Origin of the sequence: Pseudomonas sp. URMO17WK12:I6, from assembly GCF_003253625.1 — a bacterium.
Lineage (GTDB): Bacteria > Pseudomonadota > Gammaproteobacteria > Pseudomonadales > Pseudomonadaceae > Aquipseudomonas.
The window spans coordinates 106,107-130,262 of the sequence record NZ_QKYZ01000004.1 but is presented as its reverse complement, the minus strand read 5'-3'; the positions used below and the strand labels follow the sequence as shown (position 1 = coordinate 130,262).

Here is a 24,156-nt window from a genome sequence, read left to right as displayed (position 1 = left end):
TCTGATCGAAAACCGCGTCGCTGAAGGTGGTTCGGATCGTCTGATCGAGAATCGCGTCGCTGAAGGTGGTTCGGATCGTCTGATCGAAAACCGTGCAGCATGAGTGAGTGGCTTTACCGCAACACTCGACCAAAGAACCCGGCCTCATCAGCCGGGTTTTTTCATGCTTTTTTTAGTACCCGACTACATCGATGCTCGCCCGAAGCAGTATAGATGCGGGTTTCAGCGAATTAGCGCCCGCGCTGAATCATCAACAACGACCGTCCGTAACCCCGCCCCGACGCCCTCTCACCCTTCGCTATTCTTAACCACACACACCGCGGGCACGGCTTGCGGCACCAAAACCAGGAGTAAGGATCCGGGTAAGGAGTGCACCACTTCAAACTGAGTATCAAATAATGAAAATGCTACTGATGGTCGAGTTTCCCCATGAGCCTTTCAACGCGTTTGTCAGGTCGGGGAAGGTCGGCGAAATCATGAACCGTATCCTGGACACCATTAAGCCCGAGGCGACTTATTTCACTGAGCAAGATGGCATGCGAAATGGGATTTTTTTGATCGATATCGTGGATCCCTCCGAAATACCCGGATATGCGGAACCCTTCTTCCTCAACTTCCAGGCCAACTGCAAATTCCGTGTGGTCATGAACCCGCAGGACCTGCAAAACGCCGGTCTGGAGGAACTCGGAAAAGCGTGGGCGTGAGGTTCGATCAATGAGCCGGGTGATGGCATCTGGATGTGCCTCACCCCGGTCGATGTCCTAAGCCGTAATGCGATCTGTAGCAGCTGCCGAGCTCGCGAGGCTGCGTTCGGCTGCACAGCAGTCGTAAGATCAGAACTTGCGGTGCATCAGGCAGACCGCGTCAGTCGGATTCACGACTGCTTCGCAGCCGAACGCAGCCTCGCGAGCTCGGCAGCTGCTACAAGGAATGCGCCGCAGCTGAAATGACTGAAGGCGCACTGCACTTACTGAACGGTTTTCAGCTTGACCACATCACCGGAGATTTTGGTGGTGTAGCCGGTCAGGACCCAAGCCCAGAACCAGTTTTCCTGCACTTGGGTGTTGATCATGGCGTCGCCGCCCTTGGCTTTGATCGCCGCATCCTGAGCGCGGATGAAGCGGTTGTTCTGCTGGATCGGGATGACGCCGAACAGCAGCAGGCCAGTGGCGGTCGCTTCACTGTGGCCGACAACGGTGTACTGGCTGCTGTCGTATTGCTGGGTCTTCATCGGGGTGCCGGTGCAACCCGCCAGAACCAGGCCAAACAGGGCTACGGCAACCGCTTTGCTGAGGTAATTCACTGTGTCACTCCATTAGAAATACCCGGGATCCATCTCTCGGGCGGCGCATACTCTAACGGATGAAGTGGCCCATTGATATCACTCGACACTGAAAAAAGCCGGATCGATGAGGCACCGATCATTGCGGCTGAAACGTCTGCAGATAGGCCAACAGGTTTTCGATCTTTTCCGGATCGCTGAGGCCCCAGAAAATCATGCGGGTGCCGGGGACCACTGTTTTTGGCGCTTCGATGTAGGCGGTGAGAGTTTCGCGGGTCCAGACGACGCCTGATGATTTCATCGCGTCTGAGTACTGGTAGTCCGCCGTGCTGCCCGCAGGGCGCCCGAAAATCGCATTGAGTTGCGGACCAAAAAAACCTCGCGCCGAACTCCCTACCTGGTGGCAGCCGCCACAGATTCGCTTGAACAGTTTCTCGCCCGCCTCAGCATCACCGGCCGCTGCTGCTTGCGTACTGAACAACCCCATGTTGAGCATCAAGGCCAAGGTGAGTACGACGGCGTTTTTCATGTTCGGCTCCAAATCAGGTGCGGCTGACAGCAAAAGCGGGCGGCTATTTCATCATGACTGGCGCCCACATCGAAGCCTTGAAGCTAATCTATAACTCTCTTTGCTCCATTAGCGCCGCTGCAGAAGGGCCAGAATGAAATCCATCGTACTGGCGCTGGCTCCCCGTGATGATAATTAGAGTGCAAACGATGTCCGTCATACCTGTTGAAAGTCCTCCAGTAATGTTGGTTCCGGCTCACCCCGCCGACCTGGACAATCTTGTGGCCATTCGAATTGAGGCCATGCGCGAAAGTCTTGAACGGATTGGGCGATTTGATCCGATACGTGCACGTGAGCGTTTTATCAACGGTTTTGATTGTCGCAACACGCGTCACATTGAGCTGGCCGGTGAGCGAGTCGGTTTTATTGTGGTCAAGCCTCAGCTGAACGAACTGCTACTTGACCACTTGTATGTGCGACCGAATACTCAGGGAACAGGTGTAGGTTCTGCTGTCCTCGAACAGATTTTCAAAGAAGCGGATGCCGCCGCGCTCCCTGTCAGGGTGGGCGCGCTCAAAGAGAGCGCTTCGAATCGGTTTTACATCCGTCATGGCTTCCAATTCGTCGAAAGCGGCGAGTTCGACAATTACTATGTTCGTCCGAACGCTGCACCTTGATGCAGTTTTTTACACCGCCTCGATCAGGAGCGAATGTTTCCGCGAGGCCAAAGGCACGGTTGCACCGGTCGAGGGGAAGAAGGCCTGGTTGCCCAACCGCCCCTCTGATCAAGCCCGCTCCCACATTTTTTGAGCTGCATGGTCCCGGCTACTTGGACTCGACATACACCCCTTGTGGGAGCGCGCCTGCTCGCGATGAGGCCATCGCGCTGGTTGGCGTCGATGCCGCAACAGCAACAGTGTCCGCCTGAGCCACCTCGGGCTTTGCCTCCGCGCCCTCCCCGTTCAGCGCCTTGTTCATCTTTACCGTGTCCAGCGCGCCGACCCATTTGGCAATGGCCATGGTGCCGACGCCGTTGCCGATGGTGTTGGTGATCGCGCGTGCTTCCGACATGAACCGATCGACACCCAGCAACAGCACCATGCCCGCCACCGGAATGGTGCCGAGGGACGACAGCGTCGCCGCCAGGATGATGAACCCCGAACCGGTCACCCCCGCCGAGCCTTTGGAGGTGAACATCAGCACCGCCAGCACGATCAACTGGTCCATGAGGGTCAGCGGCGTGTTGGTCGCCTGGGCAATGAAGATCGCGGCGATGGTGTAGTAGATCGCCTGGCCGTCCGGGTTGAAGGTCAAGCCCGAGGGAATGATCATCCCGGCGACGGGTTTGGAAACGCCGGCCTTTTCCATCTTGGAAATCATCTGCGGCAGCACCGATTCCGAAGAGCTGGTGCCCAGTACGGTGAACAGTTCTTCCTTGATGAACTTCAAAAATTTCCACAGGCTGAAACCACTGTAGCGGCAGATGGGGCCGAGCACGAAGATCACGAACACCGCGCAGGTCAGGTACACGCACGCCATCAATTTGCCGAGGGAGAACAGCGAACCGAAGCCGTACTTGCCGATGGTAAAGGCAATTGCCCCGAAGGCACCGATGGGGGCCAGACGCATGACCATGTTGACGATGCGAAACATCCCTTGCATCAGGCTATCCAGCGTGTCGACGAACACTTTTGCGCGCGGCCCGACATGCGCCAGGGCAACGCCCAGCAGAATGGAGAACAGCAGGATTTGCAGGACGTTGCCTTTGGCGAAGGCATCCACGATGGTGTCGGGGATGATGTTCATCACAAAGTCCATGAACGACGCATGTTTCACCGCCGTGGTGTAGGTCGCCAGACTGGACGTATCCAGCGAGGCGACATCGATGTTCATGCCTGCGCCGGGTTTGAACACATCGACCACGACCAGGCCGACCACCAGCGCCAGTGTGGAGACCACTTCGAAATAGAGCAGCGCCCGGAAGCCGACACGCCCCAACTCTTTCATGTTCTCCATGCGCGCAATGCCCGTCACCACCGTGAGGAAAATCACCGGGGCAAGCAGCATTTTGATCAGTTTGATGAACGCGTCACCCAAGGGTTTGAGCGCAGCCCCAGTCTCGGGAATGAACACCCCGACAATGGCACCGAGGATGACCGCGATGAGCACTTGTACGTAGAGTTTGCCAAATATTCTTTTCATGACAGGGCCCTGATTTTTTATTGTTGTCAGGAAATGCCAAAGGGTCAGATTCAGCGATCTGCCCCTTGGCGCTGTGCCGCAGTACGACTTTGAATCGGTGGGAAATATCAGCGGTTGATCAACGCAATGACTGCATCGGTGATCTGCCGGGTGGTGGCCGTGCCGCCCAGATCCGGGGTATGCAAACCGCTTTCGGTCACGGCTTCGATGGCCGACATCAGCTGTTTCGCCGCGGCCGCTTCGCCCAGGTGCTCGAGCATCATTGCCGCGGTCCAGAATGTGGCGATCGGGTTGGCCACGCCTTTGCCGGTGATGTCGAAGGCCGAGCCGTGGATCGGTTCGAACATCGAGGGGAATTTGCGTGACGGGTTGAGATTGGCAGTCGGCGCGATGCCCAGGCTGCCGGACAACGCGGCGGCCAGATCGGACAGGATGTCGGCGTGCAGGTTGGTGGCGACGATTACGTCCAGCGTCGACGGTTTGAGCACCATGCGCGTGGTTACGGCGTCGACCAGTTCCTTGTCGATCTTCACGTCCGCAAAGTCCTTGGCGACTTCGTAGAAGATCTCGTCCCACAACACCATGCCGTGACGCTGAGCGTTGGATTTGGTGACCATGGTCAGGTGCTTGCGCGGACGGCTGCGCGCCAGTTCGAAAGCAAAACGGTGAATGCGCTCGACCCCGGCACGGGTGAACACCGACACTTCGGTGGCGACTTCTTCCGGCAGGCCCCGGTGCACGCGACCGCCGTTGCCGGAGTATTCGCCCTCGGAGTTTTCACGCACCACTACCCAGTCGATCTGATCACCGTTATGCAGCGGGCTTTTCACCCCTGGCAGGACGCGGGCCGGACGCACGTTGGCGTACTGGTCGAAGCCCTGGCAGATCGGCAGGCGCAGGCCCCACAGGGAAATGTGATCCGGCACATTGAGCGCACCGACCGCGCCGAAGAAAATCGCATCGAAGGTTTTCAGTTCTTCCAGGCCACCTTCAGGGATGTAGTAGCCGTTTTTCAGGTAGTTATCCGAGTTCCAGTCGAAGTGTTTGAAGGCCAGTTCGAAGCCGGACTTTTTCGACAAGGCTTGCAGCACTTCGACGCCCGCTGCGATCACTTCCACGCCGATGCCATCACCTGGAACCGCAGCAATTTTGTATGCGCTCATCATCAACTCCACTCTCGTTACGTTCTTGTTGTGCCTGTCGAACGGGGGTGTTCAATCAGGGTGTGAGCGGAGTATATGTAGTGAGCAAATGAGCGTGAGTTACTCCAAATCACTACATAGATGAATTTGAGTTACCAATGAGCCAGACCCTGGATTTGTCATTTTTCTACCTGCTGGCCAACAAAGGCAGCCTCGCCGCGACGGCGCGAGAGCTGGGCGTGACCCCGCCGGCGGTGAGCAAACGCCTGACCGCGCTGGAAGCACGGCTGGGCATCCGCCTGGTCAACCGCACCACGCGCTCGATGAGCCTGACCTCGGAAGGTGAACTGTATTTTTCCCATGCGGCGCGCATCCTGACGCAGATCGATGAGGTCGAGCAGCTCATCAGCAGCAGCCGGGCAACGCCGAAAGGCCTGATTCGCGTCAACGCGTCTTTGGGTTTCGGTCGGCGCTACATCGGCCCGGCATTGGGCGCGTTCTTCGCGCAATACCCGGAGGTGGAAATACAACTGGAAATCAGCGATCACCCGCTCGACCTGGCAACTCACGGGTTTGACCTGGGCATTCGTTTTGGCACGCTGCCGGACGCGGCCTTTCATGCGCGCAAGATTGCCTCCAATCGCCGCCTGCTCTGCGCCTCGCCGCTGTACCTGGAAAAGCATGGCGTGCCGCAACGCCTGGCGGATTTACAGCAACACAACTGCATCTTCCTGCGGCAAAACGAAACGCCCTACGGCGTATGGAGCTTTACCAACGGTGGGCGCACGCAAAACGTCAAAGTGCGTGGCGCGTTAGGCTGCAACGACGGTGAAGTGGCCCTCAATTGGGCGCTGGAAGGTCATGGGATTCTGCTGCGGGCCGAATGGGACATCGCCCGCTACGTGCGCAGTGGCCGTTTGCGCCTGGTGCTGGAGGACCAGACACCGACCCGCGCCGATGTCTATGCCATCTACCCGCAACAGTTGCACCTGTCGGCGCGAGTGCGCAGCCTGATCGATTTTCTGGTCGAGCGTTTCAAGCACATCGATCACCTGGATGAACCGGAATCTGTGCTCGACTGAACGGCGCTACGACAGATTGAGTGCCACGGCGGCGCGGATCAGCGCCTTCAAGGCTGTTTCATCAATCCGGTCGCCCTCATGAATATCGATGGCACGCCGGGTGTTGCCATCGAGGCTGGCGTTGAACAGTCCTGAAGGGTCTTCCAGCGAGGCGCCCTTGGCGAACGTCATCTTCACGGCATTCTTGTACGTCTCGCCGGTGCAGATGATGCCGGCATGGGACCACACCGGAACGCCCCGCCACTTCAACTCCTCGACCACATCGGGGTCGGCCTGTTTGATGAGCGCTCGAACCCGAGCGAGCGTCTCGCCCCGCCAATCATCCAGTGCCTTGATTTTCGCCTCGATCAGCGCAGAGGCAGAGCCTTGCCCCTCAGTGTCCTTTGAACCGGCCGTCTCCTTGCTCATGGTGGTTATCCCTCTTCATAATGATTGTCGCTCGCCTGCCTCTGGAGTATCGCTGACAGAACTACAACGCAGGCATTGCAGTTTGACCCACAACGGGGCGTTTGCCTTCAAATCTCCGATGGGTGCAACCACTCACGGAATAGCAAAACAAGGACGTAACAACAGTGGAAAAGGAAATCATCTTGATGCGTCATGGCCAGCCAGATCTGGCCGTGCAAGACAAAGTTTCAGCGCGCGATATGAAACGCTGGATCGAGCAATACGACCTGTCAGAAATCATCGACCAACCCGCCCCGCAATCGAGTGTGGCGCTGGCGCGTACCGCCAGAATGATCGTGTCGAGCAGTGCGCCCCGGGCGCTGACGTCGGTTCGAGCGCTAGGCCTTCAAGCCAGCGTTGTCGATGATATGTTCTGCGAAGCGCAACTGCCCCATGGACGATGGACACTGCCGCGCCTTTCACCGTTTACGTGGGCATTTATTCTTCGTGTTTTATGGTTGTGCGGTTTCTCGGGGAAGGTCGAGTCAGCCAGTAAGGCCAGAATGCGCGCCAATACGGCAGCTCAACGGCTTCAATCCCTTGCCGACGAAGGGCCTGTTTTACTGCTCGGTCATGGAATAATGAATCGAATGATTGCCAAGCACCTGGAGGCTACCGGATGGATTCGCCATACCAGCAATGGTAACCGGTACTGGAGCGCGACGGCCTATCGTATGAAACCGCGTTAAGGTACGACGACAGCCCACAGACTGAATCCTGGCGCCCTGGCTGGTGGTCAAATTGGAGCTAATATTCATCTGTATTCCTCTGCAAAGGACTGCAATCAGGAGCCGGCTCAAGTTACTGACCAAATGGAGTCGCATGATCGTGCGGTTGCAGATCGAGCACGAAATCAGTGCCCGGGATTTCGAGAAGTTCAGCTGGAAACTGGGCATCCCTTGAGGAGACTGGGTGATGTTCGCATCCACCCGGAGACACAGCCAGAGGAGCAGGAGATCGTCCCGGCTTGAATAGAGGCCCGATGCCGGTCCGCGACATCGTGACAGGAGGCGTTTGAGATGCAACTCATCACGTTGAAAATCGACAAACCGGAAGCGACGAATTTCATCTTTGGTCAGACGCACTTCATCAAGTCCGTTGAAGACCTCCACGAAGCGTTGATAAACGCCGTGCCAGGTATCCAGTTTGGCGTGGCTTTTTGTGAAGCCTCCGGCAAATGCCTGGTGCGATGGTCTGGCACCAATACCGCCATGATCGAGCTTGCGCAGAAAAACGCGCAAGCCATCGCCGCCGGCCATAGCTTCATCATTTTCCTCGGCGACGGTTTCTATCCGCTGAACGTGTTGAACGCCGTCAAAATGGTGCCAGAGGTGTGCCGCATTTTTTGTGCAACAGCCAATCCAACCGAAGTGATTCTTGCCGAGACGGAGCAGGGACGCGCGATCCTGGGTGTCGTGGATGGCTTCTGTGTCAATGGCATTGAAGGCGACGAAGACATCCTGTGGCGCAAGAATTTGTTGCGGCAGATTGGCTACAAGCTGTGAAACACGTTTCGCGGCTGAGCTAACGACGGGCTGCCGCCGTCGACAGCCTCACCTGCCGGAATTATGCACGAGTTGCTCAACGAAGAACTCCACGTGCCCTCTCGGATGAGTCGGCAATGGCCAGCTGTCGACGTTGTGAGCAAGAGCCTGGAAAGCTTGAGCACACTTGGAACGAGGGAAGGCTTCAAACACTGCGCGTCCCTTCTGCACGGCTTTGTGCGCACTTTCGTCGTTCGGCACCGCGCCGACGTATTGCAGCGAGACATCCAGGAACATTTCGGTAATCTTTTCCAGCTTGGCAAACAGATTGCGGCCTTCCGCCGGACTGCCCGTCATGTTGGCCAGCACGCGAAAACGCTGCAGACCGTAATTCAGGTTGAGCAACTTGATCAGCCCGTAGGCGCCGCTGATCGAGGTGGGTTCATCGCACACCACCACCAGCACTTCCTGAGACGCGCGGATGAAATTGATCACTGAACCACCGATACCGGCGGCCGTATCGATGATCAGCACATCCAGTTTGTCGCCGATATCGCTAAAGGCCTGGATCAGCGCGCGGTATTGCGCAGGCTCCAGATGAGTCATGTTCTGCAAACCAGAAGAGGCCGGGGCCACACGAATGCCTCCAGGCCCAGGCATGAGTGCCTCGGACAGCTCGCAACGCCCTTCGAGAACATCGGCCAGTGTGTAGCGCGGAGTCAGCCCCAGCAGAATATCGATATTCGCCAGGCCAAGATCGGCATCCAGCAATACGACGCGCCGCCCCATTTTTGCCAACGCCAACGAGAGGTTAACCGCTACCGTTGTCTTGCCCACGCCCCCTTTACCGCCAGTCACAGCGATAACTTGCACGCAATGCACATCATCCATTTGTCTTTCCCTTCCCTGCGCATCGTGTGCCAGCACGTAATGGCACCCTCCAGATGCCGCAAGAATAGCTGAAAAGCGCGCAATAGCTGCTTTATCTCCCGACGAGAGGCATTTTGCCGGCCTCCATCGAATCGTTTCAACGAAAAGGCCGGCAAAAACCACCAAAACGTCTAGATCCACACATCATTCATTGCGGTTCTTTCCCCGGCTTGATCACCGGTATTCAGCACACCTCGCGGCTCGATCAGCAACAGTTTCACCTCGCGTTCTGCATAAGGCTTGTGTTCGACGCCCTTGGGGACGACGTACATTTCTCCCCGCCCAACCACGACGGCCCGCTCCCGAAGATCGATGCGAAGCTCGCCTTCAAGGACGATGAAGGCTTCATCGGTATCGGCATGGGAATGCCAGACAAAGTCGCCTTCGATTTTCACCACCTTGAACTGATAGTCGTTCATTTCGGCAATCACCTTTGGCGCCCATTGCTCGCTGAACAAGGCATATTTTTCGGCAAAGTTAATCGCGGTGCAGGCCTGGGAATTCATTTAAGTCACCCTCATTGGACAAGATATCGAGCCCTGACTCTAGGGATGACCTAACGCTGCGTATTGCATGATTGTGCAAGTTGGCCGGGACCCTGCTCAATCAAGGCCCAACCTCTTCAGCCACCGGCCGGGGGAGACGCCGTAGGTCTGGACGAATTGACGCGTCATGTGGCTTTGGTCGAAAAAACCTGCGCATACGGCCGCCTCTGCCATCGAGTGGCCCCCAACCATCAATGCTCTTGCCAGGTCGAGCCGGCGCTGAGTCATGTACCGATAGGGGCTTGTGCCGTACAGCGCCCGAAAATCACGGCTCAGGCTCCACCGGTCTCGACCACTCGCTTGGGATAACTCATCCAGGGTAATGACTCGATCCAGCGAGTCATGAATCAGCGCACGCGCGCGCTCGGCCGCTGCAAAATCAAATGACTTGCGCCGCCCACGCTGACCAGAGAGCGTATCCAGCGCCTGCGCGAGATCGTAAATGGCATCGTCTTCTTCCAGGGGTTCGATGCAAGCGTCGAGGTTTTGCAGCAGTACCTGGGTTGCGGCACCCAGCCGTGGGTCGCTCGATAAGCCACCCTCGATAAATGGCAACGGCTTGCCGCCCAGCACCTGCTGAATCAGGGCAGGTTCGATGTAGATCATCCGGTAATGAAAACCCGCTTCGGTACCGGCCTCACCGTCATGCACCTCGTCCGGGTGCAAGACGATGGTTTTACCGGGCAGGCTGTGGCGCTGGGATTTGCGGTACTGGAAACTTTGTACACCCGACAGCGTTCGCCCGATGGCGTAAGTATCGTGGCGATGCGGCGTAAAGCCATGGCCGCCAAAAAAGGCTTCGATGCGCTCCATCTTCAACGGCTGCGCCGAGCGCTTGACCCAATCCTTGTTGCCCTTGGTCTTAGTCATGTCCCTGTACCACTCGAATGATGTCAGTACGTTACCAGTGCGAGCGTCTGCTGTCCCAGGCTCGTGACCCGTCTGAATCGGCCCTCTCAGCGTAGCCGTCAAATTTGTCTGTTCCCCTCGTGAACCAGTTTTGAGACCCGCAGTCATAGCCGTGCCGTAAAAGACGCTCGCCCAATGAAGCGCTCATGCGGTTATTGCTCATCTTTATCCCACTCTTATCGTCGTCAACTCATCAGAGCTGTCTGTTCATGCGCCCGACTGTCCGCTGCTGCCGCTTTATTTCGCTGTGCCTGATGCCTTTGTTTCCGCTGTTCGCCAGCCCCGCCCATGCCAGCGGGGAACGGCAACTGGTGGAAGTCATCAACGATTACCGCGCCGATCCCGACCGCTGCGCGGGGCGTGCGGTCAGGCCGTTACGGCCACTGGCGCTGAAATCGGACTTGTCCTTGCCGATCGGCTATGGCGGTGGTTTGCGGGAGGGGTTGAAGGCCAACGGCTATCAGGCTGTAACGGTACGGACCATCCGCCTGGTCGGCGCGCAAGATGCCGATGAGGCGTTCGACATGCTCCAGAGCGACTACTGTGGGGCGCTGCTCGATACCCAATACGCCGACATCGGTGTCACTCGTGCCCGCAGCGAATGGCGGGTGGTGCTGGCGCAACCGGTGCTCGACGGGCGTATCGGCGATTCGCGCGCTGCGGGCAAGACGTTGCTGGCGCAGGTCAACGCGGCAAGAGCCAGGCCACGCATATGTGGGCGCCAACGCTTCGCCGCCGCACGGCCATTAACCTGGAACGCCGCCCTGGGCGCCGCCGCGCAAGGGCACAGCAAGGCAATGGCCTACGGCAACTACTTCGCCCACCAGGACCCCGACGGTGATATGCCGGCGGATCGCGCCAGAGCCGCCGGTTACCGCGGCCGGCAGATCGGCGAGAACATCGCCGCCGGGCAAGGCTCGCCCAGCCAGGCGATGTCCGGCTGGCTGGCCAGCCCCGGGCATTGCGCCAACCTGATGAACCCGATGTTTACCCAGGTCGGCGCGGCGTATGCCAGCGATTCGCGCAGCAACAAAGGGGTTTATTGGACGATGCTGTTTGGCGCGCCTTGAGCGAGGGTTTCGAACCGTCCATAGAAAATGGCTGGCGCTGGGGTCACAAGTTTGCGCCTACTTCAAATCGAGACAGTAGGTGTAGTAACCCGTATCACGCACATAGCCCAATGATTCATACAACCGTTGCGCGAGGTGATTGTCCGTGGCCGTTTCCAGCACCATGCCCTTGGCGCCGGTCAACAGCGCAAAGGCTCGGGCGGTGTTCATCAGCAACGTCCCTACCCCTCTGCCGCGGGCGGCAGGTGTGGTGAAGAGGTCGTTGAGCAGCCAGGTGCGGTGGGCGTCGATGGAGGAGAACGTCGGGTACAACTGGACAAAGCCGAGCGCTTCGCCCGTGGAGTCCTCGGCGAAGAAAATCACCGATTCGTCCCTGGCGATGCGCTCTGCGATGAAAGCGCGAGACTGCATCAGGTTCGAGGGCTGGCCGTAAAAGCCTCGATAGGCGTCGAAGAGGCTGGCGACTTTATCGATGTGGGTTGCATCAACGCGCAGGACCTGGACGGCCATGTGGGTGGTCTCCGAACGGATGAGTTACTTCGGTTGCGCCACGGTGCGCAAATAAGGTTTCAGCGTCTTGAAGCCATCCGGGTATTTCTTCCTGGCATCCTCATCGGAGACCGAAGTGGGAATGATGACGTCCTCGCCCGGACGCCAGTTCACCGGCGTGGCAACGGTGTGCTTGGCATTCAGTTGCAGAGAGTCGAGCAGACGCAGCACCTCATCGAAGTTGCGCCCGGCACTCATCGGGTAGATCAGCATCGCCTTGACCTTTTTGTCCGGGCCGATAATGAACACCGAACGCACCGTGGCGTTGTCCACGGCAGTCCGTGCGCCGCCACTGGCATTCGGATGAATCATGTCGTAGAGCTTCGCCACCACCAGGTGCTCGTCGCCGATCATGGGATAGTTGACCGCATGCCCCTGGGTCTCTTCGATGTCTTTGGCCCAGGTCTTATGGTTACTGACAGGGTCGACACTGAGCCCGACGATTTTGGTGTTGCGCTTATCGAACTCCGGCTTGAGCCCCGCCATATAGCCAAGTTCAGTGGTGCACACCGGGGTGAAATCCTTGGGGTGCGAGAACAGAATCGCCCACTTGTCACCGATCCACTCATGGAAGTGCAGCGGGCCTTCGGTGCTTTCAGCGGTAAAGTCCGGTGCTTCGTCGCCAATACGGATTGCCATGTTCGTTCTCCTTACTGTTGAGTCGTAGGGAAGTCGCCGGAGCGCTGGCTGCTGTTCCGGCGGCATTCGGTGTCTGTGTTAAATCGTCAACGCGGATCAGTATAGGAGACGCTCGAGGACCCGGTAGTTAGCCGCGCGCCCGCCCTGCCCCCTTTGATGACCGGGCACTCAAGCCTGCGAACTGCGCTCGACCGACACCGCAAGCGCAGATGTCCTGGCCAGCCAGTAATAGAGCATGCCCGGCACCACCAGCCCGACGATCCAGGAAATATCGACACCACCGAGCTGCGCGACCATTGGTCCGGAGTAGAAGTGAGTGTCGACAAAAGGCAGCTGGACCAACACACCGAGCACATACACGCTGATCCCCAACACATTCCAACGGCCATAACGCCCCGCGGGGTCGGACAACGCCGGGATGTCATAGCGCTCCTTGTTGATGAAGTAGTAATCCACCAGGTTGATCGCGCTCCACGGCGTGAAAAACGTCAGCAGGAAGAGGATGAAGTACTTGAACGTGCTCAGGAACGAGTACTGCCCCAGCAGCGCCAGCGTGGTGGACGCGCCGACAATCACCAGCACAAACAGCATGCGTTTACCGGCGGATATTTCGAAGCCACGACGAAAGCCACTGATGATGGTGGCCACGCACATGAAGCTGCCATAAGCGTTGAGGGTCGACACCGTGACCTTGCCGAACACCACGCTCAAGTACAGCAGGGAGGCCATCACCCCGGTACTGCCCAACCCGACGATGGTGGCGACCTCATGTCCACGAAAATTTGCGCCCGCCAACGCAGCGGCGAACACTCCCAGCACCATGGAAGCCTGGGCCCCCACCACCGTCCCCAGGCCGACGGCGGTGAACGTCTTCCAGGACGAGGTCTTGCTCGGCAGGTAGCGTGAGTAGTCGGCCACATAAGGGCCGAACGCGATCTGCCAGGATGCGGAAAGAGACACCGCCAGCAAGAAAGTACTCCAGCCGAAATGGCGGTTTTCCAGCAACAGACCGATATCGTTGAGCGTCATCAACCGGGTAAACAGATAGACGAAGGCGATGATCCCCAGCACGCTCGCCACCCTGCCCACCAAGTGGATAACCCGATAACCGAAGAGGGTCAGAAACGCGATGCAGGAGGCGAAAATCAGGATGCCGGCGCTGTCGCTGACATGGACCAACTGGGCAATCGCCTGCCCCGACAGTACCGCGCCGGTGGCGCTGAAGCCGAGGTACATCAGACACACCAGCACAATCGGAATCGCCGCCCCATAGACCCCGAACTGCACGCGACTGGAGATCATCTGCGGCAGCCCGAGCTTGGGTCCTTGTGCAGCGTGCAGCGCCACCACCGCGCCGCCGAGCAACTGGCCGACCAGCAAACCAATGAGTGACCAGAACACATCGCCACCCAGCACCACGGCCAGAGCGCCAGTCACAATCGCCGTGATCTGCAGATTGGCGCCGAGCCACAGGGTGAACTGGCTGTAGAGGCTGCCATGGCGCTCGGCCTCGGGGATGTAATCGATCGAGCGTGTCTCGATCAGGGGACTTCGCTGCTGGGTATCGCTGACCTTGGTCATTTTTGTGTTCTCTTCTTATTGAGGTAGACGCTAATGCCAGTGAGCCAAAGTGCAGATCCTGTGGGAGCGAGGCTTTCGTCGCTCAATTTTCTTAACTTACCGGCATTGGGGCGTGCTTTTATTTCTGTTGTTCCGTTACCGCCCACTTCTATCGAGCCAACAACCGAGTCTAGACATAACTACTCGTCAGCGTCGCATTAGCGCGGTCGCCAACGAGATTGCATTAAGGCATCAGATCCAACGGCATCACCTGCCCTTTCGTTCGCTCGTCATACCAATGCTGCAGCACATCGGGTAAGCGGCCTTTCCAATCCGACGCGTTGGTGTAGTAACGGGCTCGGGAATTGTTCTGCTCATCGAACACCAGCAGCACTAGCCAAAATCGAACGTCCGCTGTACGCATGAGGATGGCGGCGTTGGTATTGCCCAGCCCGCGTACCCACATTTCAGTCACTTCGGCGCCCGGCAGGTCATTCGACTCATCGCCGATCAGCCTGGAACTGCTGCTGTCCACCAGCGTCTGGTAATCGTCCTTGAGCAATTGCCGCAATGCATCGTCTTCTTGCTGTGTACGCGCCAACCCCAGACTCAGCAAATCGTTGTCCAGAGCCAAGGGCTGTTCCGACGCGACATAGCGCCCGGCATAGAACACGCCCATGCCCGCACCACAATCGGCATCGGCGCCGTCCTGGGTGACATCAAGCACGCCGTTGATGGCTTGGAAGGTCAACGCGCATGCACCTTCGACGTAATGCGCCTGAGTGCCATCCAGTTTGGCGACGCCATCCAGGTCGCCAGAGTTGGCGCCGCTCGCGGCAGAAACTTCGAAGACGAGATGAGTCGAATCCCGACGCTTTGTCTTCAACTCAGCTCCCGTCGAAACGCCCCAGGGAATGCGCTGCCAAGTCGCGTCCCAGGTAAACGGAATGGCCGCGTGTTCGAGTTCAGTGATGCGCATCAAGTACTGTTGGCGCAGGCAATCGATTTGGTCTGCGCAGCGGTTACGTTGTTTCAACCACTGACGCTGGTCTGCTTTTAACGCTTTAGGGGCGGTGACTTTTTCCAGCGTCGAGCGCCAGACCGCTCCCAGTTTTTGGTCCAGCTTCGACGTGTAAGCGTCGGCGCAAATGGCTTTTTCACTGGAGCTGGCGGCGCTGGTGCAATCGAAGCTACTGGCATGGGCTGCGGCAGAGAATGCGAGAAACCCCAGCAGTAAAGCGCGGCGAGCGTTAGAGCAGAACAAGGTCGGGGGCATGGGCAGATTCCATTCTTTGAGCGCGCCAGTATGCCGAGACAAACGTGAAAAGGCGCTTGTTTTGGTATGGCTCGCTCGCCACAAATCCAGCAGGAAGCGTAAAGGAGCACGCGGATCCGGACTGGATTGCGTCGGAGCGTTTTCAGGCGGTGGTGCGGCGGCTACAGACGGATTGAACAAAAAACGGGCGCCATGATCGGCGCCCGTTTCATTTGAAGCGAGAGGGAAATACATCCAGGAACCACCGATGCTTTCAGATATTGATTTCGCTGGCCGGCACGACATCGATCCGCGCCACGGAACCGGTCAGGTGCGCCAGATCCTTGTTGTGTTCGGTGATGATGTCTTCGGCGCTCATCGTGCCATTGTCGATTGTGGAATGAGCATCGGACGCCAGCACCACGTCGTAGCCTCGCGATAATGCCTCACGGACCGTGGCGTTGACGCAGTAGTCGGTTTGCAGGCCGCAGATAATCAGGCGTTCGACGTCCAGCTCTTGTAGATGTTCATGCAGGTGGGTCTGGTAGAACGAGTCCGGAGTGGTTTTGCGCACGCGCAGGTCGTGGGGTGACGTCTTCAGGCCGTCGGCCAGTTGCCAGCCTTCGGCGCCGTATTGCAGCAGGTCGCCCTCTTCTTCGTGCTGGATCAGGATGACCGGAATATTGGCGACTCGGGCTTTGGTGCTGAGGCCGTTGATGGTGTCGATGACGCGCTGGATGTCGAAGCATTCATACTCGCCGGTGCACAGCGCGCGTTGGACATCGATGATCAGGAGTGCGGTGCTCATGGCTTCCTTCCTTAGACAGGTCGCTGGAACGATGGAATTCAACTCCCTTCTAGCCTGTAGCAACTTGCGAGGCTAAGTTTTGCGAGGATACGTTCAAGGGTCGGGGATCGAGGCCACCCAGGGAGTCGGGGTGGCCGATGATCGCCTGTTTCAGTAACCGAGTGACAACCCGGTATTACGCCGTGGGTCGTTCGCCCCATAGAACCGGTTCTTGCCCACAGGTTTGCCTTCCAGCGAAGGCGCACCTACCAGAATAGCCGCAATATGGTTGGGGTCCTGCGGGCCGGCAAACTTGTGCCCCCAACTTTCGAGCATCCTCTTGGTGTCCGGACTGGTGGCGAAGTTCTCCAGGTTGGTTTCTTCCGGCAGCCATTGCTGATGGAAACGCGGCGCATCCACCGCTTCCTGGATGTTCATGCCGTAGTCGATCACGTTGAGGATGGTCAGCAAGGTTGCGGTGATGATGCGACTGCCACCGGGGGTGCCGACGACCATGACGACTTTGCCATCCTTGGTGACGATGGTCGGGCTCATGGACGACAGCGGTGCCTTGCCAGGGGCGATGGCATTCGCTTCGCCCTGCACCAGGCCGTACATGTTCGGCACACCGATTTTCGAGGTGAAGTCATCCATTTCATCGTTGAGGATGACCCCGGTTTTGCTCGCCATCACGCCGGCGCCGAACCAGTCGTTGAGGGTGTAGGTCACCGACACCGCGTTGCCCCATTTGTCGACTATCGAGTAATGGGTGGTGTTGCTGCCTTCGTGGGGCGCTACACCGGGTTTGAGTTCGCGGGACACGCCGGCCTTTTGCGGATCGATGGCGGCGCGGATTTTGGTCGCGTAGTTTTTATCCAGCAAATGGGCGATGGGGTTTTTCACGAAGTCCGGGTCGCCGAGGTAGCTGTTGCGGTCCACATACGCGTGGCGCATCGCTTCGATCTGGTAGTGCATGGCCTGCGCCGAGCGGTAGCCGAGGTCTTTCATCGGGTAGCCGTCGAGGATGTTCATGATCTCGCAGATCACCACACCGCCGGAGCTTGGCGGCGGCGCCGAGACCACGTGGTAGCCGCGGTAGTCGCACTCGATGGGTGCCAGTTCGCGGGTCTGGTATTTGTCGAGGTCGGCCTGGGTGATGATGCCCTTGTTGGCCTGGCTGGAGGTGACAATGGCGTCGGCCACCCAGCCTTTATAGAAGCCGTCGGCGCCCTTCTCGGAAATTTCCCGCAGGGTTTTGCTCAAGTCTTTTTGCACGAGTTTCTGCCCGACCTGCATCGGCTCGCCATTGCTCAGGAAGATCGAGCCCGAGTCGCGCATGTCTTTCTTGAAGACGTCTGTGGCGTACTCCAGCAAATCGACATCGCCCTGCTCCAGCACAAAACCGTCTTCGGCAAGCTTGATCGCCGGGGCGATCACTTCCTTGCGGGGTTTGGTGCCGAATTTCTTCAGCGCCAGCTCCATGCCAGACACAGTGCCCGGCACGCCGACGGCCAAGTGGCCGCGGGTGCTGAGATCAGGGATGACGTTGCCCTGCTTGTCGAGGTACATGTCGGCCGTGGCGGCCAGCGGCGCTTTTTCACGGAAGTCGAGGAAGGTCTTGCGCCCGTCCGCCAATTGAATCGTCATGAAACCGCCGCCGCCCAGGTTGCCTGCAGCGGGGTACACCACCGCCAGCGCATAACCCACCGCAACCGCCGCATCGACGGCGTTGCCGCCATTCTTGAGGACATCGACGCCGACGTGGCTGGCCAGATGTTGGGCGGTGACGACCATGCCATTTTCGGCCGCGACCGGGGCAACGGAGGCCGCTTGAGCCGTCAGGCAGCTCAGCGCCAATGAGGTCGCCACGAGCGCTTTGGCAAAAGGTTCTAACTTCATGGGTCGGTCTCTTTTTTGTTTTTAGGCTCTGTGGAAAAACAGAGGGAACGGTTCAAAAGCAGTTGGCAAGTATGGCTGCTATTGCGTATTGCGCCTCCCCGGCGAGGCAGTATGCTGGGCCCCTGTTCAGCACGTGTGCGGAGTCCGCCGGCATGACCTACACATTTACCACCCTGGCGTCGCCGGTCGGCGAGTTGAAGCTGGTCGCGAAAGGCACGCGTCTGGCGGCCATCCTCTGGGAAAACGACAAACCCGGTCGGGTAAGACTGGGGCCGATGAGTGAAGCGGCGGACAACCCGATCCTGATACGCGCCGCACAGCAGTTGCGGGAATACTTTTCCGGCACGCGTAATCATTTCGAGCTGGAACTGGACTTTGCCGGGACGGACTTTCAGAAGCAGGTGTGGCAGGCATTGCTGACGATTCCGTTTGGCGAGACGCGCAGCTACAGCGAGATAGCCCGGCAGATCGGCAATCCCAGCGCGGTTCGGGCGGTGGGTGCGGCCAACGGCAAAAATCCGATATCGATCGTCGCGCCGTGTCATCGGGTGATTGGGGCGTCGGGGAAATTGACGGGGTTTGCCGGGGGGCTTGAGGCCAAAGAACGGTTGCTGACGCTGGAAGGCTGTGAATGGTCGGGGGCCGGCAGGATGGGTGATTTGTTTTGACTGAATGGGCACCGACACGAGCAGCCTGACTTATTCATTCTCCAGTGCAAACGCCTCGACAATCTGCTCAATCACCGCCCGCACCCGCGCGGTGTGGCGCAGGTCCGCATGGGTCACCAGCCACACTTCATACGGCAGCGGGCGCGTGCGTTCCGGCCAGAGCCTGACCAGCCCATCGCGCTCGCCCATGTACACCGGGATCTCCCCCACCCCGAGACCTGCGGCAATCGAACGACGCACCAGCAGGCTGGAACTCAGGCTGGCGACAATCCGCCCACGGCTCAGGGGTTCCGAGACCAGGGTCATGTTCTTGTTGCCCTGCAAGTACGGCTGATACACCACCAGATCATGCCCCTCGAAGGCCGAGCCCGGTTGCGGCATGCCGTTGGCCTCGACATAACTTCGCGAGGCGAACAGCCCCACCGGCCAGCGCGCGATGCGCCGGGCGATCAGGTCGGGGTTGTCCGGCCGGGTGTTGCGCACGGCGATGTCGGCTTCACGCTTGGCCAGGCTGAGGATTTGCGTGGAGGCGTCTAACTGCACCCGCACGTCGGGGTGCACCGCATGCAAACGAGCGATGGCCGGGATCAGAAAATCGATGGCCAGAGAATCGGTAGTGCTGACGCGCACATTGCCGATCAATCGTTCGTCGAGACCCTGAATCTGTCGCTCCAGCTCAAATGCCGAGAGCTCCATCCTTTCCACGGATTGCAACGCCGCTTCTCCGACCGCTGTCAGCGCATAGCCCTCGGAGGTGCGCAGAAACAGGGTCGCGCTCAACGATTTTTCCAGCGCGGCGATTCGCCGGCCGACGGTTGCCTGATCGACCTTCAGCACCCGCGCTGCACCGCGTAATGTCGATTCGCGACAAACCGCCAAAAACACTCGCGCATCATCCCAATTCATGGCGTTTCCTGTAGCGATGCATATACGCATCATCGTAGCGCGAAATCGCAGCAATATTGCATCAGCGTTCCTCGATATGCTTGAGGCCAAGCACAAATTCACAGGACCGCTCCCATGCACAGCACCTCCCTCGACACTGGGCGCAGCGCGATCTGGCTGCCGATCTTCGCCGGCCTCTGCGCCAGCCTGGTCAGTATTGGTCTGGCGCGTTTTGCCTACACGCCGTTGATACCGTCGTTGATTCAGGCCCAGTGGTTTTCCGCCAGCGACGTGGTGTACCTCGGCGCCGCCAATCTGGTGGGCTACTTGATCGGCGCACTGATCGGCCATCCGCTGGCCCGTCGCACATCCAACAAAGCCGCTTTGCGGCTGATGATGCTGGCGGTGACACTGGCATTTTTTGCCTGTGCCTTTCCGTTATCGGTGAGTTGGTTCTTCGGTTGGCGATTGCTGTCGGGGATTGCCGGTGGCGCGATCATGGTACTGGTGGCGGCGACCGTGTTGCCCCATGTGCCCGCCTCGCGCCGAGGCCTGGCCAGCGGTGCGATTTTCCTGGGCATCGGCTTGGGCATCGCCGGCTCAGGCACCCTCGTTCCGCCACTGCTGAGCCTTGGCTTACAGAACACTTGGCTTGGGCTCGGCGCCTTGGCCTTGATTCTGACCGCCGCCAGCTGGTTTGGCTGGCCGTCATCCGTTGCCAATGAAACGGCTGCACCGCACGCTCAGTACACCAAATCGCCGTTTGATCCCAACCTTTATCTGCTGTTTGCACAGTACGCGTTCATGGCTGCCGGGCTGGTGCCAGCCATGGTGTTTCTGGTGGATTACGTGGCACGCGGCCTCGGTGCCGGGCCCCATGTCGGTGCACTGATCTGGGTGATGTACGGCCTCGGCGCGATAGTCGGGCCGGTGAGTTATGGCTTTCTGGCCGATCAACTGGGGGCGAAGCTGAGCATCCGCGTGGTCCTGGTGGTGCAGGCGATTGCCGTCGGCCTGCTGGCGATATCGAGTTCGTTCACCGCCCTGGCCCTGCTGGCAGTCATCCTCGGTTCGTTCCCGCCGGGCATCGTGCCGCTGGCGCTGGCCCGGGTGCATGAGCTGGTGCCACAACACCATCAGCAGCAAGTGGCCTGGAGCCGCGCCACGGTTTCATTTGCAACCTTTCAGGCCATCGCCGGGTTTGCCTACTCGGCGCTGTTCAACGCCAGCGGCGGTCATCACGGGTTACTGTTCGTCATCGCGGCCGGTGCCATCGTCGTCGCACTCTTGCTGGAACAGGCCTTGCGCTTGCTGAACCTGCGCGACCGGATGATGCCGGTGGGTTGTTCATGATCGCGCAACCCAAGTTTGCGGCTATCGATAACCACGCGCCTGCACGTTGAACAACTGCGCATAGCGCCCACCCGCCGCGACCAGGCTGTCGTGATCGCCTCGCTCAAGGATCGACCCCTGGTCCAGCACGATGATGTGGTCGGCATTGCGCACGCTGGAGAAGCGGTGAGAAATCAGCAACGTCATGCGCCCTTCGGTGTGTTGGCTGAAATGCTCGAACACCGCCGCTTCCGCCGCCGGATCCAGGGCCGAGGTCGGTTCGTCCAGGATCAGGATATCGGCGTCGCGGCGCATGTAGGCGCGAGACAAGGCGATCTTCTGCCATTGCCCACCGGACAGTTCCTGCCCACCGGCAAACCACCGTCCCAATTGCGTGGCGTAACCACGATCCAGACGCTCGATGAAAGGCGCGGCCATGCCTTCGGCGGCCGCTTGCTGCCAACGGGTTTCATCGTTGAACGCCAGGGTGTCGCCCACACCAATGTTCTCGCCGACGGAGAACTGGTAGCGAATGTAGTCCTGGAAGATCACGCCGATGCGCCGTCTCAGCGCCTCTTCTTCCCAGGCCTGCAAATCACTGCCATCCAACAGAATGCGGCCCTGATCAGGGCGATACAACCGCGTCAGCAACTTGATCAGCGTGGTTTTACCCGAGCCGTTTTCCCCCACCAGCGCGACACTGTGTCCGGGCAACAGATGCAGATCGATGCCCTGCAAAGCAGCGCGGCTCGCCCCCGGATAACGGAAACCGACACTCTCGAAACGCAACCCATCGCCGGGCACCGCACCCACTGTAAGGCTTCCGGCATCGGCCACCACCGGTTCGGCCAGATACTCATAGAGGCTCGACAGGTAAAGACCATCCTCATAGAGACCGCTGATCGCGCTCAAGCTGCTGCTTACCGCCGTCTGCCCCTGCTTGAACAGCACCAGGTACATGGTCATTTGCCCGAGGCTGATGCTGCCGTGAACGGTATCGACCACAACCCACGCATAGGCCAGATAAAACGCCGCGGTGCCCAGCAGTCCCAGCACAAATCCCCAGCCATCGCGACGCAACGTCAGGCGCCGGTCTTCGGCGTAGAGACGAGCAAACGTGTCCCGATAACGCTGCAACAACAGCGGCGCGAAGCCGAACAGCTTCACCTCTTTGATGTAGCCCTCATGGGAGAGCAGTGTCTCGATGTAGTTTTGCTGCCGACTCTCCGGCGCCCGGCGCGTGAATAGCCGAAAGGCATCCCCGGAAAAGTGCGCTTCGGCAAAGAACACCGGCAACGCCCCGACCACCAGCAGTACCAGCGCCCAGGGCGAAAAATGCACCAGCAACACGCCAAAGCTGATCAACACGATCAGGTTCTGGATCAGCCCCAGCGACTTCATCACCAGCGCCAATGGCCGGGTCGATGCCTCGCGCCGCACCCGAACCAGCTTATCGTAGAACTCGGAGTTCTCGAACTGCACCAACGATAACGTCTGGGCCTTCTCCAGAATCATCGTGTTGACCTTCTGCCCCAACTGCACCCGCAACAGCGACTGCTGCACCGACAGTGCACGCTGCGTCCCGGACAGCAACGCAAGCACGCCCGCTTCAAACAGCACATAACGCACGACCGGCCACAACGGTGCGCTGCCCTGTTGCGCGTGCAACTGCATCGCGGTAACTACCGCGTCGACAATCCGCTGCCCCAACCAGGCTGCCAGTGCCGGCAGCACACCAGCGATCAGCGTCGCCAGCACCAACCCCAGAAACAGCCCGCGGGACGTACCCCAGACCAGCAACAAGGCACGCCTCGCCTGGTCGAGCAAAGAGGCGAAACGGGTAAGGACTGGCATGGGCGATGGACTCGGTGGCGGATGTAAAGGGGCGCTGCAGGTCATACTGTATGGGGAATGAGCGACGCCCGCTTTACGTGGATATGAGGCGATAAGCCTCGCCTCGCCCATAGGAAAAACATCTAAAAAAGTATCGTCGCTCACCACGTTTTAGCGCTTTGCTATGAGGAGTCAATGCCTATCGGGATTGGAAGACGAACCTGAACGTCCAACCGATGTGCCCCACTCCATCACCGGGAGCAGAACATGAAAATCACCCCCTACCTGATCTTCAACGGCGACTGCCAGGATGCCTTCAACTTCTACGCCAAAAGCCTGCCTGGCCAGATCGAAGTCATGATGACCTTCGGCGAAACTCCGGCTCGCGACCATGTGCCAGCGGACTGCCACAACCTGATCATTCATACGCGCCTGTTGGTCGGGGATCAGTCGATCATGGGGTCGGATACCACACCCGATCGCCCCAGCGCCGGCATGAGCGGTTGTTCGGTGTCATTGAATGTCGACCGTGTGGTTGAGGCAGAGCGAGTGTTTGCGGCATTGGCGCAAGGCGGGAGTATTCAAATGCCATTGGAGACAACGTTCTGGGCGGCACGCTTCGGGATGCTGGTCGATCGGTTTGGCGTGTCATGGATGATTAATTGCGAAAAGGACCTATGACCGGCTCTCCCCTTAGACTAATACTTAAGTATAATGGCCATTTGATATTATTCTTAGCTTTTTGTATTCAATAACTAGGTAGAATAACTACACTGTTCACAAATTCAGCTCTTGACATAAAATATTACAAATATAATGCAAAAGGAGTAAATTAATATACCCCCGCTCTCATTTGCCCTAAAAAGAGGCGACAGTTGAACTGGCGCCTTTCGAGCGCGCACCCAAACTGCCATAGAAGACCGTGGAATATCCTTATAAATCAACTCCAGAAATCAAAAATGCGGACTTCCGCACAGTTTATACGCAAGACTTCTCTGTGATGCCTCGTTCTGTAGCCCGATCCGCGGATCAGCCACGCTTCAGTGTTGATCATAGAAAAGTCAACCTAGAGGGCCTAGTCCGACGCAAAGGCGCTCACCAACTAAATCGGATATCAAAAAATCAAATTGGCTAAAGCCTCCACAGTT

At 58.6% G+C, this 24,156-nt stretch carries 25 protein-coding genes; 9 read left to right on the top strand and 16 right to left on the bottom strand.

Annotated elements, in window-relative coordinates; translation table 11 throughout:
• Positions 1–398: 398 nt before the first annotated feature.
• The gene (locus F475_RS08795; RefSeq protein WP_018928234.1) at positions 399–704 is read left to right on the top strand and encodes a hypothetical protein; all 306 of its coding nucleotides are present in this window, start codon (positions 399–401) and stop codon (positions 702–704) included.
• 263 nt (positions 705–967) lie between these two features.
• On the opposite strand, the gene F475_RS08790 is transcribed toward F475_RS08795, so the two are convergent.
• Together F475_RS08790 and F475_RS08785 are read right to left on the bottom strand one after the other, a co-directional pair.
• Positions 968–1,303, bottom strand: coding sequence for a hypothetical protein (locus tag F475_RS08790; RefSeq protein WP_018928235.1), 336 nt, complete (start codon positions 1,301–1,303; stop codon positions 968–970).
• Between the two features lie 118 nt (positions 1,304–1,421).
• Positions 1,422–1,811, bottom strand: coding sequence for a cytochrome c family protein (locus F475_RS08785; protein ID WP_018928236.1), 390 nt, complete (start codon positions 1,809–1,811; stop codon positions 1,422–1,424).
• Positions 1,812–1,999: 188 nt separating this feature from the next.
• On the opposite strand from F475_RS08785, the gene F475_RS08780 reads away from it, so the two are divergent.
• The gene (locus tag F475_RS08780; RefSeq protein WP_111453877.1) at positions 2,000–2,467 is read left to right on the top strand and encodes a GNAT family N-acetyltransferase; all 468 of its coding nucleotides are present in this window, start codon (positions 2,000–2,002) and stop codon (positions 2,465–2,467) included.
• 148 nt (positions 2,468–2,615) lie between these two features.
• On the opposite strand, the gene F475_RS08775 is transcribed toward F475_RS08780, so the two are convergent.
• Positions 2,616–3,992 carry a dicarboxylate/amino acid:cation symporter gene (locus tag F475_RS08775; protein ID WP_111453717.1) on the bottom strand — a complete coding sequence of 459 codons (1,377 nt, stop codon included), beginning with the start codon at positions 3,990–3,992 and terminating at the stop codon, positions 2,616–2,618.
• Positions 3,993–4,099: 107 nt separating this feature from the next.
• Positions 4,100–5,155 carry a tartrate dehydrogenase gene (locus F475_RS08770; protein ID WP_111453716.1) on the bottom strand — a complete coding sequence of 352 codons (1,056 nt, stop codon included), beginning with the start codon at positions 5,153–5,155 and terminating at the stop codon, positions 4,100–4,102.
• Between the two features lie 137 nt (positions 5,156–5,292).
• On the opposite strand from F475_RS08770, the gene F475_RS08765 reads away from it, so the two are divergent.
• Positions 5,293–6,216 carry a LysR family transcriptional regulator gene (locus F475_RS08765; RefSeq protein ID WP_019649489.1) on the top strand — a complete coding sequence of 308 codons (924 nt, stop codon included), beginning with the start codon at positions 5,293–5,295 and terminating at the stop codon, positions 6,214–6,216.
• A gap of 6 nt (positions 6,217–6,222) precedes the next feature.
• Here the strand turns inward: F475_RS08765 and F475_RS08760 are convergent, their stop codons facing one another.
• Positions 6,223–6,624, bottom strand: coding sequence for a DUF1801 domain-containing protein (locus tag F475_RS08760; RefSeq protein WP_018928241.1), 402 nt, complete (start codon positions 6,622–6,624; stop codon positions 6,223–6,225).
• 164 nt (positions 6,625–6,788) lie between these two features.
• On the opposite strand from F475_RS08760, the gene F475_RS08755 reads away from it, so the two are divergent.
• Positions 6,789–7,352 (top strand): histidine phosphatase family protein, encoded by a 564-nt coding sequence (locus tag F475_RS08755; protein WP_018928242.1) that lies wholly within the window; start codon positions 6,789–6,791, stop codon positions 7,350–7,352.
• Between the two features lie 330 nt (positions 7,353–7,682).
• The gene (locus F475_RS08750) at positions 7,683–8,168 is read left to right on the top strand and encodes an adenosine-specific kinase (RefSeq protein ID WP_111453715.1); all 486 of its coding nucleotides are present in this window, start codon (positions 7,683–7,685) and stop codon (positions 8,166–8,168) included.
• Between the two features lie 48 nt (positions 8,169–8,216).
• On the opposite strand, the gene F475_RS08745 is transcribed toward F475_RS08750, so the two are convergent.
• The 3 genes from F475_RS08745 to F475_RS08735 all read right to left on the bottom strand — a co-directional run bounded on the left by F475_RS08745 (position 8,217) and on the right by F475_RS08735 (position 10,492).
• Positions 8,217–9,038 carry a MinD/ParA family protein gene (locus tag F475_RS08745; RefSeq protein ID WP_018928244.1) on the bottom strand — a complete coding sequence of 274 codons (822 nt, stop codon included), beginning with the start codon at positions 9,036–9,038 and terminating at the stop codon, positions 8,217–8,219.
• A gap of 170 nt (positions 9,039–9,208) precedes the next feature.
• The gene (locus tag F475_RS08740; RefSeq protein WP_064616884.1) at positions 9,209–9,583 is read right to left on the bottom strand and encodes a cupin domain-containing protein; all 375 of its coding nucleotides are present in this window, start codon (positions 9,581–9,583) and stop codon (positions 9,209–9,211) included.
• Between the two features lie 96 nt (positions 9,584–9,679).
• Entirely contained in the window at positions 9,680–10,492 is an 813-nt protein-coding gene (locus F475_RS08735; RefSeq protein WP_086945332.1) for an AraC family transcriptional regulator, read from the bottom strand.
• Positions 10,493–10,740: 248 nt separating this feature from the next.
• Here F475_RS08735 and F475_RS08730 point away from each other — a divergent pair, with 248 nt between their 5' ends.
• A complete protein-coding gene (locus tag F475_RS08730) occupies positions 10,741–11,601 on the top strand; it encodes a CAP domain-containing protein (protein WP_111453714.1) in 861 nt (286 codons plus the stop codon).
• Between the two features lie 57 nt (positions 11,602–11,658).
• Here the strand turns inward: F475_RS08730 and F475_RS08725 are convergent, their stop codons facing one another.
• The 6 genes from F475_RS08725 to ggt form a co-directional block, all read right to left on the bottom strand.
• Complete coding sequence (locus F475_RS08725) at positions 11,659–12,111, bottom strand: N-acetyltransferase (protein ID WP_018928248.1); 453 nt, start codon at positions 12,109–12,111, stop codon at positions 11,659–11,661.
• Positions 12,112–12,135: 24 nt separating this feature from the next.
• Positions 12,136–12,789, bottom strand: coding sequence for a peroxiredoxin (locus tag F475_RS08720; protein WP_111453713.1), 654 nt, complete (start codon positions 12,787–12,789; stop codon positions 12,136–12,138).
• A 168-nt stretch (positions 12,790–12,957) separates the two neighbouring features.
• Positions 12,958–14,370, bottom strand: coding sequence for a cytosine permease (locus F475_RS08715; RefSeq protein ID WP_086945331.1), 1,413 nt, complete (start codon positions 14,368–14,370; stop codon positions 12,958–12,960).
• Positions 14,371–14,593: 223 nt separating this feature from the next.
• A complete protein-coding gene (locus F475_RS08710) occupies positions 14,594–15,625 on the bottom strand; it encodes a lysozyme inhibitor LprI family protein (protein ID WP_018928251.1) in 1,032 nt (343 codons plus the stop codon).
• Positions 15,626–15,878: 253 nt separating this feature from the next.
• Positions 15,879–16,412 carry a cysteine hydrolase family protein gene (locus tag F475_RS08700; RefSeq protein WP_111453712.1) on the bottom strand — a complete coding sequence of 178 codons (534 nt, stop codon included), beginning with the start codon at positions 16,410–16,412 and terminating at the stop codon, positions 15,879–15,881.
• 150 nt (positions 16,413–16,562) lie between these two features.
• A complete protein-coding gene (gene ggt / locus F475_RS08695; protein WP_111453711.1) occupies positions 16,563–18,290 on the bottom strand; it encodes a gamma-glutamyltransferase in 1,728 nt (575 codons plus the stop codon).
• Positions 18,291–18,442: 152 nt separating this feature from the next.
• On the opposite strand from ggt, the gene F475_RS08690 reads away from it, so the two are divergent.
• Positions 18,443–18,958 carry a methylated-DNA--[protein]-cysteine S-methyltransferase gene (locus tag F475_RS08690; RefSeq protein ID WP_111453710.1) on the top strand — a complete coding sequence of 172 codons (516 nt, stop codon included), beginning with the start codon at positions 18,443–18,445 and terminating at the stop codon, positions 18,956–18,958.
• A 30-nt stretch (positions 18,959–18,988) separates the two neighbouring features.
• On the opposite strand, the gene F475_RS08685 is transcribed toward F475_RS08690, so the two are convergent.
• Complete coding sequence (locus F475_RS08685) at positions 18,989–19,864, bottom strand: LysR family transcriptional regulator (protein ID WP_111453709.1); 876 nt, start codon at positions 19,862–19,864, stop codon at positions 18,989–18,991.
• Between the two features lie 114 nt (positions 19,865–19,978).
• Between F475_RS08685 and F475_RS08680 the strand changes: the two genes are divergently transcribed.
• A complete protein-coding gene (locus tag F475_RS08680; protein WP_111453708.1) occupies positions 19,979–21,196 on the top strand; it encodes a YbfB/YjiJ family MFS transporter in 1,218 nt (405 codons plus the stop codon).
• Between the two features lie 21 nt (positions 21,197–21,217).
• On the opposite strand, the gene F475_RS08675 is transcribed toward F475_RS08680, so the two are convergent.
• On the bottom strand, positions 21,218–23,029 hold the full coding sequence (locus tag F475_RS08675) for an ABC transporter ATP-binding protein (protein ID WP_018928257.1): 1,812 nt from the start codon (positions 23,027–23,029) through the stop codon (positions 21,218–21,220).
• Between the two features lie 246 nt (positions 23,030–23,275).
• Here F475_RS08675 and F475_RS08670 point away from each other — a divergent pair, with 246 nt between their 5' ends.
• Positions 23,276–23,689, top strand: a complete 414-nt coding sequence (locus F475_RS08670) for a VOC family protein (protein WP_111453707.1) — start codon at positions 23,276–23,278, stop codon at positions 23,687–23,689.
• The last annotated feature ends 467 nt before the right edge of the window (positions 23,690–24,156 follow it).

Excerpts from the sequence above, each read along its gene's own strand:
- F475_RS08795 (WP_018928234.1), top strand. The coding sequence starts at position 399 with ATGAAAATGCTACTGATGGTCGAGTTTCCCCATGAGCCTTTCAACGCG.
- F475_RS08785 (WP_018928236.1), bottom strand. The coding sequence starts at position 1,811 with ATGAAAAACGCCGTCGTACTCACCTTGGCCTTGATGCTCAACATGGGG.
- F475_RS08780 (WP_111453877.1), top strand. The coding sequence starts at position 2,000 with ATGTCCGTCATACCTGTTGAAAGTCCTCCAGTAATGTTGGTTCCGGCT.
- F475_RS08775 (WP_111453717.1), bottom strand. The coding sequence starts at position 3,992 with ATGAAAAGAATATTTGGCAAACTCTACGTACAAGTGCTCATCGCGGTC.
- F475_RS08770 (WP_111453716.1), bottom strand. The coding sequence starts at position 5,155 with ATGAGCGCATACAAAATTGCTGCGGTTCCAGGTGATGGCATCGGCGTG.
- F475_RS08765 (WP_019649489.1), top strand. The coding sequence starts at position 5,293 with ATGAGCCAGACCCTGGATTTGTCATTTTTCTACCTGCTGGCCAACAAA.
- F475_RS08760 (WP_018928241.1), bottom strand. The coding sequence starts at position 6,624 with ATGAGCAAGGAGACGGCCGGTTCAAAGGACACTGAGGGGCAAGGCTCT.
- F475_RS08750 (WP_111453715.1), top strand. The coding sequence starts at position 7,683 with ATGCAACTCATCACGTTGAAAATCGACAAACCGGAAGCGACGAATTTC.
- F475_RS08745 (WP_018928244.1), bottom strand. The coding sequence starts at position 9,038 with ATGGATGATGTGCATTGCGTGCAAGTTATCGCTGTGACTGGCGGTAAA.
- F475_RS08740 (WP_064616884.1), bottom strand. The coding sequence starts at position 9,583 with ATGAATTCCCAGGCCTGCACCGCGATTAACTTTGCCGAAAAATATGCC.
- F475_RS08735 (WP_086945332.1), bottom strand. The coding sequence starts at position 10,492 with ATGACTAAGACCAAGGGCAACAAGGATTGGGTCAAGCGCTCGGCGCAG.
- F475_RS08730 (WP_111453714.1), top strand. The coding sequence starts at position 10,741 with ATGCGCCCGACTGTCCGCTGCTGCCGCTTTATTTCGCTGTGCCTGATG.
- F475_RS08725 (WP_018928248.1), bottom strand. The coding sequence starts at position 12,111 with ATGGCCGTCCAGGTCCTGCGCGTTGATGCAACCCACATCGATAAAGTC.
- F475_RS08720 (WP_111453713.1), bottom strand. The coding sequence starts at position 12,789 with ATGGCAATCCGTATTGGCGACGAAGCACCGGACTTTACCGCTGAAAGC.
- F475_RS08715 (WP_086945331.1), bottom strand. The coding sequence starts at position 14,370 with ATGACCAAGGTCAGCGATACCCAGCAGCGAAGTCCCCTGATCGAGACA.
- F475_RS08710 (WP_018928251.1), bottom strand. The coding sequence starts at position 15,625 with ATGCCCCCGACCTTGTTCTGCTCTAACGCTCGCCGCGCTTTACTGCTG.
- F475_RS08700 (WP_111453712.1), bottom strand. The coding sequence starts at position 16,412 with ATGAGCACCGCACTCCTGATCATCGATGTCCAACGCGCGCTGTGCACC.
- ggt (WP_111453711.1), bottom strand. The coding sequence starts at position 18,290 with ATGAAGTTAGAACCTTTTGCCAAAGCGCTCGTGGCGACCTCATTGGCG.
- F475_RS08690 (WP_111453710.1), top strand. The coding sequence starts at position 18,443 with ATGACCTACACATTTACCACCCTGGCGTCGCCGGTCGGCGAGTTGAAG.
- F475_RS08685 (WP_111453709.1), bottom strand. The coding sequence starts at position 19,864 with ATGAATTGGGATGATGCGCGAGTGTTTTTGGCGGTTTGTCGCGAATCG.
- F475_RS08680 (WP_111453708.1), top strand. The coding sequence starts at position 19,979 with ATGCACAGCACCTCCCTCGACACTGGGCGCAGCGCGATCTGGCTGCCG.
- F475_RS08675 (WP_018928257.1), bottom strand. The coding sequence starts at position 23,029 with ATGCCAGTCCTTACCCGTTTCGCCTCTTTGCTCGACCAGGCGAGGCGT.
- F475_RS08670 (WP_111453707.1), top strand. The coding sequence starts at position 23,276 with ATGAAAATCACCCCCTACCTGATCTTCAACGGCGACTGCCAGGATGCC.